General features: G+C 58.7%; 15 protein-coding genes. 4 read left to right on the top strand and 11 right to left on the bottom strand.

All coding sequences use genetic code 11. The annotated features are described in order from the left end of the window. Window positions 1-55: 55 nt before the first annotated feature. Both HMPREF3147_RS08735 and HMPREF3147_RS08740 read left to right on the top strand, forming a co-directional pair. Window positions 56-649, top strand: a complete 594-nt coding sequence (locus tag HMPREF3147_RS08735; RefSeq protein ID WP_010190254.1) for a peroxiredoxin — start codon at window positions 56-58, stop codon at window positions 647-649. Window positions 650-693: 44 nt separating this feature from the next. Then, on the top strand, window positions 694-1227 hold the full coding sequence (locus HMPREF3147_RS08740; RefSeq protein ID WP_070446750.1) for an alkylhydroperoxidase, AhpD family: 534 nt from the start codon (window positions 694-696) through the stop codon (window positions 1225-1227). A gap of 128 nt (window positions 1228-1355) precedes the next feature. Here the strand turns inward: HMPREF3147_RS08740 and HMPREF3147_RS08745 are convergent, their stop codons facing one another. The 5 genes from HMPREF3147_RS08745 to HMPREF3147_RS08765 all read right to left on the bottom strand — a co-directional run bounded on the left by HMPREF3147_RS08745 (window position 1356) and on the right by HMPREF3147_RS08765 (window position 7528). After that, window positions 1356-2066, bottom strand: coding sequence for a VIT1/CCC1 transporter family protein (locus tag HMPREF3147_RS08745; RefSeq protein WP_070446751.1), 711 nt, complete (start codon window positions 2064-2066; stop codon window positions 1356-1358). A gap of 142 nt (window positions 2067-2208) precedes the next feature. Beyond that, window positions 2209-2586, bottom strand: a complete 378-nt coding sequence (locus HMPREF3147_RS08750; protein ID WP_070446752.1) for a hypothetical protein — start codon at window positions 2584-2586, stop codon at window positions 2209-2211. Window positions 2587-2614: 28 nt separating this feature from the next. Continuing rightward, the gene (locus tag HMPREF3147_RS08755; RefSeq protein ID WP_371325746.1) at window positions 2615-3640 is read right to left on the bottom strand and encodes a PTS sugar transporter subunit IIC; all 1026 of its coding nucleotides are present in this window, start codon (window positions 3638-3640) and stop codon (window positions 2615-2617) included. A 180-nt stretch (window positions 3641-3820) separates the two neighbouring features. Next, window positions 3821-6394: a DEAD/DEAH box helicase gene (locus tag HMPREF3147_RS08760; RefSeq protein WP_070446754.1), complete on the bottom strand. Its 2574-nt coding sequence runs from the start codon at window positions 6392-6394 to the stop codon at window positions 3821-3823. A 114-nt stretch (window positions 6395-6508) separates the two neighbouring features. Continuing rightward, complete coding sequence (locus tag HMPREF3147_RS08765; protein WP_070446755.1) at window positions 6509-7528, bottom strand: PAC2 family protein; 1020 nt, start codon at window positions 7526-7528, stop codon at window positions 6509-6511. A gap of 352 nt (window positions 7529-7880) precedes the next feature. Between HMPREF3147_RS08765 and HMPREF3147_RS08770 the strand changes: the two genes are divergently transcribed. After that, window positions 7881-9029 (top strand): DUF4192 domain-containing protein, encoded by a 1149-nt coding sequence (locus tag HMPREF3147_RS08770; protein ID WP_070446756.1) that lies wholly within the window; start codon window positions 7881-7883, stop codon window positions 9027-9029. Here the strand turns inward: HMPREF3147_RS08770 and galE are convergent. The 6 genes from galE to HMPREF3147_RS12625 form a co-directional block, all read right to left on the bottom strand. Beyond that, window positions 8986-9969, bottom strand: a complete 984-nt coding sequence (gene galE, locus HMPREF3147_RS08775; RefSeq protein WP_070446757.1) for a UDP-glucose 4-epimerase GalE — start codon at window positions 9967-9969, stop codon at window positions 8986-8988. The two genes, HMPREF3147_RS08770 and galE, sit on opposite strands and share 44 nt — an antisense overlap. 4 nt (window positions 9970-9973) lie before the next feature. Next, window positions 9974-10654: a metal-dependent transcriptional regulator gene (locus HMPREF3147_RS08780; protein WP_070446758.1), complete on the bottom strand. Its 681-nt coding sequence runs from the start codon at window positions 10652-10654 to the stop codon at window positions 9974-9976. Between the two features lie 287 nt (window positions 10655-10941). Further along, the gene (locus tag HMPREF3147_RS08785; protein WP_046648202.1) at window positions 10942-11937 is read right to left on the bottom strand and encodes a sigma-70 family RNA polymerase sigma factor; all 996 of its coding nucleotides are present in this window, start codon (window positions 11935-11937) and stop codon (window positions 10942-10944) included. 139 nt (window positions 11938-12076) lie between these two features. After that, on the bottom strand, window positions 12077-12553 hold the full coding sequence (gene dtd, locus HMPREF3147_RS08790; protein ID WP_070446759.1) for a D-aminoacyl-tRNA deacylase: 477 nt from the start codon (window positions 12551-12553) through the stop codon (window positions 12077-12079). Between the two features lie 98 nt (window positions 12554-12651). After that, window positions 12652-14193 carry a DUF7782 domain-containing protein gene (locus HMPREF3147_RS08795; protein ID WP_210384586.1) on the bottom strand — a complete coding sequence of 514 codons (1542 nt, stop codon included), beginning with the start codon at window positions 14191-14193 and terminating at the stop codon, window positions 12652-12654. A 79-nt stretch (window positions 14194-14272) separates the two neighbouring features. Further along, window positions 14273-14755: a DUF3099 domain-containing protein gene (locus HMPREF3147_RS12625; RefSeq protein WP_141740731.1), complete on the bottom strand. Its 483-nt coding sequence runs from the start codon at window positions 14753-14755 to the stop codon at window positions 14273-14275. Between the two features lie 48 nt (window positions 14756-14803). Here HMPREF3147_RS12625 and HMPREF3147_RS08805 point away from each other — a divergent pair, with 48 nt between their 5' ends. After that, window positions 14804-15055 carry a DUF3039 domain-containing protein gene (locus HMPREF3147_RS08805; RefSeq protein ID WP_012715089.1) on the top strand — a complete coding sequence of 84 codons (252 nt, stop codon included), beginning with the start codon at window positions 14804-14806 and terminating at the stop codon, window positions 15053-15055. Window positions 15056-15062: the final 7 nt, after the last annotated feature.

Raw genomic sequence — 15062 nt, forward strand, 5'->3', positions numbered from 1 at the left:
GAGATTTGCATCACTTTTGTGCATTGTTGTGACTATTGAAGGAGATGAGTCTTCTATGCCTATCTTGACCGTTGGTGAGAAGTTCCCGGAGTTCGAGCTGACCGCGCTGAAGGGTGGCGACCTCCACGACGTCAACGCTAACCAGCCGGAGGACTACTTCGAGCAGGTATCTCTGGACAAGTACCAGGGAATGTGGAAGGTCGTGTTCTTCTACCCGAAGGACTTCACCTTCGTCTGCCCGACTGAAATTGCGGCTTTCGGCAAGCTGAACGAGGAATTCCTGGACCGCGATACCCAGGTTCTTGGCGGCTCCACCGATAACGAGTTCGCGCACTTCAACTGGCGTGCAACCCACCCGGAGCTGAAGGAAGTTCCGTTCCCGATGTTCTCTGATATTCGCCACGACCTGATCCGTGCCCTCGGTGTGGAAAACGCCGACGGTGTTGCTGACCGCGCTACCTTCATCATCGACCCGGACGGTGTTATCCAGTTCGTGTCCGTGACTCCGGATGCTGTCGGCCGCAACGTAGATGAGGTTCTGCGCGTGCTGGACGCCCTGCAGTCTGAAGAGGTCTGTGCCTGCAACTGGGAGGCTAATGACCCGACCAAGAACATCGACAAGCTCGAGGTTGTTAAGTCCGCTCTATAAACCAGCACTAAGCACAACCGCCCAACCTTAAAGGAGTTAGATCAGTGTCCATCGAAAATCTGAAGTCCGCGCTTCCGGCATATGCCAAGGATCAGAAGCTCAACATTGGTTCCCTTACGCGTAGCACCGAGCTGAATGAGGAGCAGCTGTGGGGCAGCTTGGTTGCTGCCGCCGCTGCGACCCGCAATGACCTGGTGCTGTCGGAGATTCTTGAGGAAGCTCGCGAGCACCTCAGCGAGGAGGCAATTGACGCAGCTCTCGGCTCCGCCACGGTGATGGCTATGAACAACGTGGCCTACCGCGCAAAGAGCTGGTTGGGTGATGATTTTGCCCAGGTCAAGTTTGGTCTGCGCATGAATATCATTGCTAAGCCTGGCGTAGACAAGGCTACGTTCGAGCTGTGGAGCACCGTCGTCTCCGCCATCAACGGCTGCGAGCACTGCCTGTCCGCACACGCTAATACTCTCCTCGAGGAAGGCGTGACCAAGGAGCAGATTTGGGAAGGCATCAAGGTCGCTGGTGTGGTTGAGGCCGTTGCACAAGCGCTCCAGGCCGAAGCCGTACGCTCCGCTGAGTAAATGACTCAGTGCGCTTTCCCAAGCGCAGTTAAGCAGTCCCACTCACCGCTCGCACTGCGGTGAGTGGGACTTTGTGCATTGTCGGCTTGGGCCCGGACCTGGGGCAGAGGAAAGTGTCCTAGCATGGGCTAGCCGATGACCCCGCCGAAGGCTACGCCGATGCCATAGGTGATGGCTAAGCCGAGCGCACCACCGATAACCAGGCGGAAGACGGAGCGCGCGGCATCCGTGTCAGCGAGGCGTGCCGAAACGTAGCCCGTGATTGCCAGGGCGATCAGGGTAACAATGGCGACTGTTGCTGCAGCCATGCTCATGGGTGCGAGGAAGATTGATAACAGGGGGAGTGCGGCGCCGGCAAGGAAGGATACGGCCGACCAAAACGCGGCGTGCCAAGGATTTGTCAGGTCTTCGCCATCAATGCCCATCTCCAGTCGAAGGTGTGCCTCGAGAAGTCTATCTTCGGCAGCGATCTCGCGGGCGGCAGTATCCGCGGTTTCGGTATGCATGCCGTAGCTGGCGAGCATAGAAACGAGCTCGGCATGCTCTTGCTCGGGGAGATCTGCCAGCTCGCGGGTCTCCTTGTCTATCATCATGCGCTCGGAGTCGCGTTGTGCCGAAACAGAGACATATTCTCCGAGTGCCATGGAGGCAGCGCCCGACACCGTTGCGGCTAGGCCGGCGGTGAGGATGGCGCTTGCCGACGCCCCAGAACCAACGACGCCAAGTAGAAGTGCCGCGACGGAGACGATGCCGTCGTTAGCCCCAAGTACACCTGCGCGAAGAGAGTTCAGACGAGCGTTGCGTGAGGCTCCGTGGGGTTCGCTGATATGTTGTGGCATTGCCAGCTCCTTGGATACCAGAATATGCGTGGCTCTCTAGTGCTTTCGCAGTTGTCTAGAGAACTTCTTATGTTCCAGTATCGCCGCTGGTCAGGGCCTTGTAAAGCGTGTGTAGGCTTAGCTGAATGCAGAGAGTGAAGGCTTAGATTATAGTGCCGGTCCATTCACCGCATGCCGCACCGTCCACGGAAAGAGCCATGGTGAACACTTCTTCCGAGAGATTGAAATGAGCGGTGGGGAGGGTAACGGCCAACTCTTCCGGGGTGTACGTGTAGGGGTAATCAACCGGGCGGTGGGCATCCCTGGTGTCCTCACCGAAGGAAGAGATTTTCATCGACGTGAGCTGGTCTTGTTCGAAATGAGCGGTGAGCTCTAGATCGAGGGTGTGCAGGGTGAACACGGCGTCACGGTGGTGGGGCATTCCTCCAAGGAGCCAATGCACGGTGACGGCGTCTTCGTGCGTCTCAAAATGAACGCCTGCGAGGCGGATGCCGGTGGGTGGGGTGTTCTGTTCGTTCATAGCGGCCCCCACTGTACTCCCCGGATACCTACTTAAAGTCGAGAGAAAAGTACTCAGCCCTAGTCAGATGCAGAACCTTTTCAAAGAGCCAGCAAAAGAGCAGCGCAAGGGCGAGGGGAAGGATGACATAAACGAAGGTAATAATCATCACGTTGCTGGCGCTCCAACCCCAGCCTTCGTAATTGAGGGCTGCCAGTGGGCCCATGAGGCCGGAGATGCCAAAGCCAGCAGAGATAGGGGTGCCGGAGATTCCTAAAGCGCCCCCGACGCCGCCCAGCACGGCAGCGGAGCACATCACGGGCAGGAAGGTGACTGGCTTGGATAGCATGTTGGCCATTTGCACCTTGGGGGATCCCAAAACATGCAGGATAGAGGTGGCGAAGCCGTTGACGCGCCAGCCGGCAACGAGGAGTGTGAACCCAGCGGCGACGGCGCCCAGGTTCGCGGTACCGGAGGCGATGCCGTCAATGAAGATGGCAGTGGCAATGCCGACTGTGGAGACTGGAGAGACAATCATGATGGCGAAAAGGACGGCGAGGACAACACCCATGAGAACCGGCTGCAAGGTAGTTGCCCCATTGACCAAGTTGCCCAGCCAAAGAGTGAAGACCTTGACGATGGGGAAGGTGACAGCCCAACCGATGGTGCCCGCCACCAGCGTCACGATGGTGGATAGCAACAAAATAGAGTAATTTTTCAGCCTGTCGCCGATAAAGAGCAATAATCCCACTGCTATGGCTGCGGTAAGGCCTGAGTTGATAACAAGACCGGTGCCTTTGAGGAAGAAACCGCCTTCGGGATTAACAGTGGCCACGCCTGAGCCGCAGAAGGAAGCAATGCCGACCGCAGCAGTCTGGATGGGGGTCATCTTGAATTCGATGCCCACGAGGACACCAATCATTACCGGCAAGAGGCTTGCGGCTAAGCCCGTCAGTGCAATGACGGTGGCTGCGCCGGACCACAAGGGGAGTAGCGCCTTGGCTAATTCACCGAGCAGTGCTTGTGGGACGAGCGACACAACGACGGCGATGGAGATGCCGTTGAGGACCTTCATGGTGAAGGAGCCGGGGGTGAGGCGCTCGGCCGCAGGCGCTGCGCTGGCGTGAGGGATAGGGGAAAGCTTGCGTTCGTCTATCTGCTGTGGCGTACTCATTCCCCAATCATACGCATAATATGCGGTGTGTAGAAAATATTAATTCAGAAAGGGGGTATTAATAGTCCCTGCTTATGCGCCCTAGTACTCCACGCGCAGCTCGGATAGCCGTACCTCCCCGGCTTCATCGGAGGCATCGAGATCTACGGTGCCAACGAGCTGATAGGAATTATCACCCTCTGGGTCCTTAAGGATCTGACGCACGGTCCACGACCGCGAGCCGCCAACGCCACGAGCGCCCGAACCTGCGTCGCCCTTGTCCAGGAGGAAGTATTCCTGGCCTCTAGCCGCTGGCCCAGTGTCAATGTCATCGTAGTCATCGAAGTAGTCATCGAGGGCACGGCTAAAGTCAGGAATCTCCTCCAAGTAGTCCAACAGGTCTGCCAAGCGCTCTTCCTTCTCCAACGCAAAGAGTTGGGCAAGGCGGAAGAAGTAGTTGCGCACCATGATGCTGAAAGCCCGCTGATTCGCGGTCAAGGCGGAGGGATCCTCGACTCCGAAGGCCAACTCGCGGTCCAAATCTTCCTGGGAAATGGGGGAGTCCTCGCCAGCCATCTCAGCCCACTCGTCGACAAGCGAAGAATCGACTTGGCGGATAAGCTCCCCGAGCCAGACGATAATGTCCTCGAGTTCCTCTGTGAGGAACTCCGCAGGGATAGACTGCTTGAGCGTGCGCCAGGCATCGGTCAGGTAGCGCAAAATGACGCCTTCCGAGCGGGCCAGACCGTAGGTGGCGACGAGATCGGAAAAAGTCATGGCGCTCTCCAGCATGTCGCGCACTACAGACTTAGGCCGCAGCTCGAACTCCTTCGCCCATGGGTTGGTCTGGCAGAAGGTCTCATAGGACTGTTCGAGGAGCTCTTCCAGAGGCTTTGGCCACGTGATGTCTTCCACGATGGCCATGCGCTCGGTATAGTCCACGCCCTCGGCCTTGAGCGCCGCGATTTCCTCACCGCGCCGCTGCTTCTGTTGGGCAATGAGTACCTGGCGAGGATCATCCAGCACCGATTCAAAGACAGAGATGACGTCGAGTGCATAAGTATCCGATTCTGGATCTAATAAGGTGAGCGCTGCCAGCGCGAAGGGTCCTAAAGGCTGGTTGAGGGCGAAATCGCGCGGCATCTCTCGCACGACGTGGTAGGGACGGCCGTAGATATCGAGCCCCTTCGTAGACTTTTGCACTACGCCCGAATTGAGAAGTCCCCGGAACAGACTCAATGCCGTCAGGATGTCTTCGTTCTGGCGGGCACGCGTGTTGTGGCTGGTGCGCAGCAGGTGCTTGAGATGCTCGTAGCCGTTGCCGTGCCGGGCGAGCACGTTGAGCAACATGGAATTGGACACTCGGAATTGGGACGTTAGTTGCTCCGGTTCGGCGTCGATAAGCCGTGCGTAAGTCTGTTCCGACCACGACACTTCACCGTCGCGCGCAGACTTCTTTTTCAGCTTCTTGAGCCTTGCTGGGTCATCGCCCACACGGCGCCGCGCCTTGGCGTTCTCAATCTCATACTCCGGCGCCTGCACGACGACGGTGCCTTCCGTGTCATAACCGGCGCGGCCAGCGCGGCCGGCAATCTGGTGAAACTCGCGAGACTTCAGAATGCGCTGGCGGGTTCCATCATATTTGGCAAGGCCGGTCATCAGGACTGTGCGAATGGGGACGTTGATGCCCACGCCCAAAGTATCGGTGCCGCAAATAATCTTGAGAAGGCCCTTCTGGGCCAGGCGCTCAACCAAGCGCCGATATTTCGGCAACATACCAGCGTGGTGCACACCGATTCCCTTACGCAGAAGCTTAGAGAGGTCTTTGCCAAACGTCGTGGTGAAGCGGAAGCCCGCGAGCTCAGCTGCAATGGCCTCCTTCTCCTCCGGGGTGATGATCTTCGACAGGGAAGTCAACGCCTGCGCGCGCTCTGAGGCCTCGCGCTGGGAGAAGTGGACGACATAGACAGGGGCCTTGCCATCGGCGAGCAATTCTTCGATGGTTTCGTGGACCGCGGAAAAGACATAAGAGAAGTCGAGGGGCACTGGGCGAGTTGTTCCCGCTACCAGAGTCGTCGTACGGCCGGTACGCTCCGTCAAATCCTTCTCCAGCCAGGCGGTATCGCCCAAGGTGGCGGACATGAGCAAGAATTGGGCCTTCGGTAGCTCCAACAGCGGAACCTGCCAGGCCCAGCCGCGATCAGGCTCGGAGTAGTAATGGAACTCATCCATGATTACCTGATCAATGGCGGCTTCCGCGCCATCACGCAGCGCAATATTGGCCACAATCTCAGCCGTCGCGGCGATGATGGGAGCGGAGCCGTTGACCGTGGCATCACCGGTCATCATGCCGACGTTCTCGGGGCCGAAAATCTCGCAGAGCGCGAAGAATTTTTCGCTCACCAAGGCCTTGATGGGTGCGGTGTAGAAGCTGCGCTGGCCGCGCGCCAAAGCAATGAAGTGGGCGGCGTTGGCCACCATGGATTTGCCGGAACCAGTGGGAGTTGCCAGGATGACGTTATCCCCGGCAAGAATGCCGAGGGAGGCTTCTTCCTGCGCTGGGTAAAGCGAAATACCACGGCCAGAAGTCCAGGACAAAAATGTGTCCCAGATGGCCTCATCAACCATCGACTCGGGGACTTCGGCGAGATCGGGCAACATCTGAGAAAGGTTCACCCGTCCCACCTTAGGCGAAAACCTTAGGCGAAAAGCACCGCGGACTAGGCCTCCCCCCGGAGTCCCAGATGGCTGTCCTCGGTGCCTGTGTTCGTGCGGTAGATCTAACCGCGATTAGACGTCATCGTCCATATCCGAGCCGGGTCCTTGCTCCCGCCCATAGTTGTCTTCGCGGTCATCGATATCTTCGGAGAGGATATCCGGATTGTCGTCGAGGCCCGCCAGGAAAGCTTCAAAGTCTGCTCCGATCTCCTCACCAGTAGGCATGTGCTCTTCGCCAGGCATGATGGCCTGCGGGTGGCGGGAGCGGTAGCGCTCCATGTAGGCGTCGTACTGCTCCTCCAGCTGGTGGACCACGCCTGCAATTTCCTCAGAGTTGGTAACCTGCTCCTCCAACTGCTGGTTAACGCGAGTCACGTCTGCCTCCAAGCTGCCCAGTGGGATGTTGAGGCCAGCTGCGGTTGCCACCGAATCCAAAAGACGCAGCGTGGCCGACGGGTACGGGGAGGCGGCCAAGTAGTGCGGAACATGGGCGGTGTACCCGGCAACGCGGCGGCCCTTCTTGTCCAAGGCTCGCTCGATATACAGGGCGGCGGCGCCGGGGACCATCATGGTGGATTCCATGCGCACCATTGAGTTAAGGAGCTCCGGCGAATTGCCATGCGCTGTTACCACAGTGGGGCGGGTGTGCGGCACCGGCATGGGGGCCGAGTAGAGCATGATGGTGTTCTTGATATCGAATTTCTCCACCAAGTTCACTACCGCATCAGTAAAGGCCTCCCACCGCAAGTCCGGTTCAGGGCCCGAGAGAAGCAAGAATGGAGTGCCAGAGTTATCCCGCAGCACCTTGATACCCAAGTCAGTGTTCTCAATCTCCACCGTGCGGTCATGATCGATGGTGACGGCGGGGCGGCGCGAGCGGTAATCAATGAGCTCGTCATTGTTAAACGAGGCCAGCTGGCGGTTTTCCAAAGCGGCCTTGAGGTGATCGGCACTGGCTTCGACGGCTTGTCCGGCGTCGGCATAACCATTCATAGCAACGATCATCGTGGGGCCGTTGTCTGGAGTCGAATCATCCTTGATCACTGGAGCGGGATACTCCAGCTCATACATGCGGCGCTGTTCTTCCTGCATGGTAGTGACTCCTCCTTCTCATCGTGCGCTTCTTAACGAGCGTACGGACTTCATCAGCGTTCTGTGTCATGCAACGCTTAAGGCTTGCTGCCTATTCCCAGCTGAAATGGTGCTCCAAGGAGAACACAAACCCGGGAGGCTGCGTATGTGGGACTGCCTGCGGGAACTGGTGTTGATCGTACAAGCATGCCATATAGTCATTACTTCTTCCAGGCTTGCCTTTGCCAAGGTGTGGATAACCCAGTGGATTTCCATGGATTGAGTGGCAGTCCGGACTTGTTATCCACAGATATGCCGTGCGCGCCGGGGTATCCCTAGCGGTGGCTACCGTTGGTGGTTCAGGCTACAGGGTATGAACACTTTTTCAACGCACACAGACCGTACACCACCAATAACAACTCCAGGTCATCTTCTCGCTAACATCCCCGGCCTCTTAGGCTTCTATCCCACCGAATCAGTGGTGTTCATGGCCATCGACACCACTCCACGCGGCCCAGCCATGGGGCCGCTCGCTCGCGTCGACATCACGGATGCCCAAGGAACGATCACAGACATCGCACTGCTACTAGCGGAGCATGCCCGCGAAGGTGTCTTTGCCTTCCTCATCTCGAAGCAGCCTCTCACCGAACTGCGGGAAGTGTCCCACTGGCTTTATGGCCTGGACCGTGCTGAGGATGGGGTGGAGATCGACGCCGCGTGGTATGCCCAGGAAATCACCCAGAATGCGCCTTATATATTGCTGCATGGAACCGTCAACGCGGACGGTAGCGGGCCGATGAAGAAGTGGGTTGAGGGGACTATACCGGCGCTAACCGACGCCCCCTCGATGCGCTCTTGCGTCGACCACAATGTGGTACCTGAGCTAAACCGGGAGGATTTCTTTTCCGTCTTTGCGCCGGGGAATAGCTACCTCGACGCTGAAGAAGCTAAAGTCTTAGCGCAGCAAGCCCGCGATTCGGCAACGCGATATCGCGAGCAGGTGGCCGTTGCGCACGGAAAGAAGCGCAAAGACCTGCTGGATCACTTTCTTGAGGATGCCCAGTGGGCGCTTGACCAAGTGGCATCGGTGGAAGAAGCAGAACAGGACAGCAAGCTACTGGAAACCTGCGCAGTGTGGCTCGCGACGACGTGGACGCGCGACCTCGTAGTAGATATCTGCGCGAAGGCAGGCGAATCCGGGGCGGACCTTCTCCTCGCAGCGGCCCGCACATTCAGCGGGGAGCTGCGGGCGAATGCGCTGACCCTTTTCGCATTAGCGCAGTTGGAGCAGGAGTGGGATATCCTTGCCGGACCAGCATTGCAGCTCGTCACGGAGGAGTTTCCCAGCCACCGCCTCGGGGCGCTGCTGTGCCAAGCGTACCGCCATGGCCTGCATGAAAAGGTACGTGATTCGATTCATACAGGGGCGCTCAAGGCTTATGACACCGCCCTAGGGGAGGAGCCTAAAGAAAAGACGCTTAGCGCCGAGCGGAGTGAGCCCGCTCGCCGAGCTGCCGGGTGAAATTCCAAGCATCCGTGACGATGGTCTTCAAGTCGGTGCGGCCTGGGTTCCATCCGAGCTCGGATTTAATCTTGTCTGAGGACGCCACGAGCGTCGCGGGGTCACCAGCGCGGCGCGGCGCAAGCTCTGCTGGGATGGGGTGTCCAGTGACTTCGCGGCAGGCCTCAATAACCTGCTTGACCGAGTAGCCGTCCCCGGAGCCCAGGTTGTAGATGCGGTGGGTGCCAGCGGCATTGCTCTCCAGCGCTAAGACATGGGCTTCGGCCAAGTCACGAATGTGGATGTAATCGCGCACTGCGGTGCCATCGGTGGTGTCGTAGTCATCGCCGAAGATGAAAATCTTTTCGCGATGTCCCAGCGCTACCTGCAGGACAAGGGGAATGAGGTGGGTTTCCACCTCGCGGTTCTCTCCGATATCGCCGTAGGCGCCGGCGACGTTGAAGTAGCGCAGGGAAGTCGCCCCCAAGCCATAGGCCTGGGCATAAGAAGTAATCATGTAGTCGATGGCAAGCTTCGATGCGCCATAAGGGTTCGTCGGCTGGGTGGGCATCGTCTCCGTGATCGGCACTTGCGCCGGCTCACCGTAGGTGGCAGCGGTTGAGGAAAAGACGAGGTTGGTGACCTCGAATTCACGCATAGCGTTGAGCAGCTTTAGAGTTGTGACCACGTTGTGCTGCCAATAGTCAGCCGGGGCCTCCACAGATTCGCCCACGAGGGAGCGGGCCGCGAAGTGCAAGACTCCTTCGAAACCGCCCTCAGATAACACCTCACGAGCGACATCGGCCACGTCGCCTTCGACAAGGCGCGCCTTCTCCGGGATGGCCTCGCGGTTGCCGGTAGAGAAATTGTCGATGATGGTGACATCGTGGCCTTTTTCAACGAGGACGGCCGCGCATACGCTGCCGACATAGCCGGCGCCGCCGGTAACTAACAGCTTCATCGGTTTAGTCCTCCTTGACGCGGATAGCGTGAGCAAGGTCGTCGACAAGCTCGACAGTGTGTCCTGATTTCGTTGTCAGCCTAATCGTCCCGCTCTCATTGACTACGGTGACGTGCGAGCCAACCTGGATTCCGCAGGCATACAGGTCGTGGAAGGTGGAATTATCAGCTTGCAAGACCTCATTGATTTGCACGATAGTGGCCTCGGTTTCTTGCCCCGTGGGAAGGTCGATGGCGCGCGTGCCCAAGTCGAGCTCTACCGGAGACATGCCCAGCTGTGCCAAACCGGGGATTGGGTTGCCGAATGGTGAGCGGGAGGAATCCTCCAGCACCGCGACGACTCGCTTTTCTACTTCTTCGCTCATGACGTGTTCCCACCGGCAGGCCTCGTCGTGGACCTTGTGGATATCAAGGCCAAGGACATCCGTGAGCAACCGCTCAGCCAAGCGGTGTTTGCGCATGACGTTGGTAGCTAATTCGCGGCCCTGCTGAGTGAGATCAAGGCTGCGGTCGGTGCGCACGTGAAGAAGTCCATCGCGCTCCATCCGGGCCACGGTCTGGGAGACGGTCGGTCCGGACTGCTCTAAACGCTCTGCAATTCGAGCACGCAGTGGGGTAATACCTTCCTCTTCGAGCTCGTAGATGGTTCGCAGATACATTTCCGTGGTGTCAACTAGGTCCCTCACGTGGGCTTACCTTTCTGCGTTGTCGGCGGTCCGTAGCCACATAGGTTTAGGCGCGGTAATAAAAGTGTATTAAGAGAATATCTTAAACAATAGCGCATTTTTCGAAAGCTGAGAGCGCGCAGCACTGTGCGTTCGACAGGGAGGAGAGGGGCGGGAATTAAAAACCGTGAGGACCACCGCGAGGAAAGAAAAAGCCACCGAGCAACGTCCTCTGCGGCCCAGCAGCACAAGTCAACTGGGCAGCAAAGGCATTCCTCAATGGCTAAGGCTGGGAAGTCAGCTAAGGCTTAGAGCGCGTACTCGCGGAGGCGGTCCGCACGGTTGCCCTCGCGCAACTTGGCCATCACCTCACGCTCGATTTGGCGAACGCGTTCACGAGAGAGGCCGAACTTGCGGCCAATCTGGTCGAGGGTGCGCGGGACACCATCGTCCAAGCCATAGCGCAGGCGGATGACATCCTGTTCGCGTTCCTCGAGGGAACCAATCACGGAGCGGATATCGGAGTGGCGCATGGAGGCCACCACAGCGGTCTCGGCATCCGTTGCCTCGGCATCCTCAATGAAGTCACCCAACGGGGCTTCCTCATCGGTACCGACCGGCATGTCCAAGGAAACAGGATCGCGGGACTGGCGCAGCAGCATCTCGATCTTGGACTCTTCGATTCCGGATTCCTCCGCGAGCTCCTCATTCGTGGCCTCGCGGCCCAAGGACTGGTACATCTCGCGCTTAATCCGGGAAAGCTTATTTACCTGCTCAACCAGGTGCACAGGGAGGCGGATAGTGCGGGACTGGTCAGCCATGCCGCGGGTAATGGCCTGGCGGATCCACCACGTTGCATACGTGGAGAACTTGAAGCCCTTGGCATAATCAAACTTCTCCATCGCACGAATCAGGCCCAAGTTACCTTCCTGGATGAGGTCCAGCAGCGGCATGCCGCGGCCGGTATAACGCTTAGCCAGGGAGACTACGAGACGCAGATTGGCCTCCAAGAGGTGGGAGCGAGCCTTCTTGCCTTCGCGGGCCAAAATCTTCAGGTCGCGCTTCTCAGCGCGGGTCAACTTTTCGGCATTAGCGAGCTTGTATTCGGCGTACAGGCCTACCTCGATGGCCTGTGCGAGCTCAACCTCGTCCTCAGCACTCAGCAGCGCCGTTTTGCCGATTCCGTTGAGATAAACGCGGACCAAGTCCGCAGAGGGATTGTCATTTGTTTGGTTACGGCGTGAGCCGCGGTCAACTTCCTGTCCGTCCTCGTCCTGGACGCTAGCAGCGGATGATGTGGCCATCTCATGCCTCCTAAGTTGCGGCTTGGTTCATCTCCTACAACGAGCTTTCGGCGCAGTTAGTTCCCGTGGCCCGAAAAATGTTCTAACACCCCGCGGGAAGAGTGAGGTTTTAGGCCATTTTGGGGGAGGCGCGCCGCACCTAGACCTCCACGAGCACGGTGAACGGCCCTTCGTTGACCGAGGAGACGCGCATCATCGCTCCGAACTGGCCTTCCTCCACGGTGATTCCGCGTTCGCGCAGGCGCGCAACTACACCCTGGATCACCGGCTCCGCGGCCTCGCCTGGGGCTGCATCTGACCACGAAGGTCGGCGGCCTTTCGCGGTTCGTCCGTAGAGGGTGAACTGGCTTACCACCAGAACTGGCGCACCACTATCGACCACGCTGGTCTCACCCTCGAGGATGCGCAGCTCAGCGATCTTGCGCGCCATCGTGTCCATCTTCTCCTCTAAAGTCGGGCCGTCGCTAGCGGTGGCGTCACCACCTGCCTCGACGTCCTCCCGCGACACACCAATGAGTGCTAGGACTCCGCCGGTGTCGGGGCAGGTAATGGACCCAACGACGTCGTTGTCAACGGTGACAGAGGCTTCAGAAACACGGGTTAAAACAGCACGCATGGCAGGGAAGTACACAACCTTTCTGTAGAGGAGTTCTTTCTCGGATGAGAAGTACGCGGGGATTGAAGGAGGAAAGAGGCTCTTAGTGGGGCGCGAGGCTACTCAGTGTTGCTAAAAGCTAGCAGCTCAGTCGGGATGAGAAGCCCGTGGCGGATAAGATCCACGATGGCTGGAAGTGCTGCGCTGACCAACTCGGCTTCTTCAAAACCCTGCGCGGCGGCGTAGAGCTCGATGGTTTCACCGATGCTCAAACCATTCGGGTTAAACCCGGCGACAATGGCCGCGAGATGCTCATCGACATCGTGCTGCCAGCGGGGGCCATCGGTACGGCTGAGCCGCAGTGCCGCGCGCTCAAAGCCCATGCCCAGGTCCCCATCGGGCAGCGCAACGTCCTCACGGGCCACCCCGGGGCGCAGCTGTACATGCTTAGTTTCTAATTCACCCGGCACCAGGTTGCGCAGCCATTCGACGCGCGCGAAGTATTCTTCCACTTCCGGGCCGAGCGGATCGATAACTGGCTGCGCCATGGTCTCCGCCAAGATATCCGAGGGCTCGTCCTCACCGATGCGCTGGATGGCCACGAAACCAAACCCGATTCCGGTGACCTCGTTTTCACGGAAGTGCTCCAGCCACCGGCGAGACCGCTCTTGGCCTTCAGGGCTGCGAACATCCACGGATTCATCGCTCAACCAGGTTGAGACATATAACGCTGGGTCCGCCACATCGCGCTGAATGATCCATGCAGCGACGCCGGTATCCGGTAGCCACGAGGCGACGCGCTGCTGCCACGATTCTTCGCCTTGATGCACCCAGGCTGCGAGTACGTGCGCTGTGCCCCCAGGGTTGAGATGCTCGACTGCCTGGGAGACCACCAGCTCGCTTGCTCCATCCAGGTTGAGGCCGGAGTCTCGATAGACATGCCCCACTTCGGGTAAGCCAACCACGAATGGAGGATTAGCCACGATGCGGTCGAAGCGCTCATTCTCAACGGGTTCGTACCAGGAGCCGTGGCGTAGCTCAACGCGGTCTTCCGCCTCCGCCGCGAGGACGGTGGCGCGGGCGAGTTCAAGGGCTCGCTCATGGACGTCGGTAGCCACAATGCGTTGCGCAGAATCCAGCTGCCCAAGGACCTGGACGCCTGAACCCGTGCCTAAATCTAGTACTGATTCCACTGGTGTCGTTGGCGTTGAATGCAACAAGGACAGGCTGGCCGAGCCCACTCCCAACACATGCTCGGGGCCGGGGACGTGATGCACCAGAGATGCATCAACATCGGAGAACACGACACGATTCTTGCCCACGATGATGTGCGGTCGAATGTCATAAGCCACGTAGGCGGTGCCGTGTTCGTCGCTGAGCACGACACCGCAATCAATGAGTTGGGCGGCTAGGCGTGCTCCGAGGACGTCGGAAAGCAGCGTGGCTGGTACGTGTTCATGCAGCAAGAAGATACGGATGAGATGGTCCAGGCGGGAATCGCCGCTTGCTCCTAGCACAACTGCGGCGGGCTCGCCGCGATGCAGGGCTTCGGTGTACTCGGGTCCCAAATGGCCTGCGATGCCATCCGCACTAAACCCTGCCTCCGCAAACACTCGGGAAAGTTCTGCCGCAACGTCTGCGATGGGGTGTTCCGGGTTCATCGCTGGGCCAAAAGGAGAAGGCTGCTGGGTGCTCACAAGAGAATCCTTAAATGCATCGGGGAGGGAATACAGTGATGTTCTAATCTTCGTGGTCAATAGTGTCAGCTGCAGTACTGTTTGTGTCTGCTCCTGACGAGGGTTTGTGCCGCCCAGGCGTGCTGGGCAGTTCACCATGGGAACCGCTGGTGAGTTCTTCACGTTGTGCTTGCGCCATTTGCCGGGCAAGGGCTGGTTTATAAACAGCTTTTTCGCGCTTGTCTTTCTTTTGACCCCGGCCATTGCCAATGACCACAGCGATCCAGGGGAGGGGGAAGGTGACGGCCACGACAAGGGCGGCGGGGATCCACCACTGCCAGACATAAACCATGGCCCCGGCTATCAGGAGGGATGGAACGCGCAGAAACTGCAGTATGGAGTAGATGATCTCGCGGCGATGCCGGTCCTGACCGGGGGCGAGTTTTGCCGTGGTGATGAGGTGCGTTTCGCGCCCGAATCGGCGTCCGCGCCGCTGCCCCGATCGTGGGGTATGGCGGGCGTTATCGCGCGAGTTCGAAGGGGTCATGCCTATCAGCGTAGCTGGAGGACTCGCCAACTTCGATACTGATGCGGCATGATAGTGGGCGTGAGTACGACGACTAAGACTATTGAGCGCCCTGATGTCCGCGAGGATACGTCGACCAACGACGACACCCCGAAGTTCTTCCACTACGTGAAGAAGAACCAGATCCTCGACTCCGCGGTCAACGGCAAGTACGTCGTTGCCCTGTGCGGAGAGACCTTCCCGGTAACCAAGCAAGCCAAACCTGGTTCGCCCGTGTGCCCTGACTGCGAGCGCGTCTATAAGAGCTTGCGCCGCCGTTAAGCTGCGC

This window comes from Corynebacterium sp. HMSC05D03, from assembly GCF_001807205.1.
GTDB classification, from domain to species: Bacteria; Actinomycetota; Actinomycetes; order Mycobacteriales; family Mycobacteriaceae; genus Corynebacterium; species Corynebacterium aurimucosum.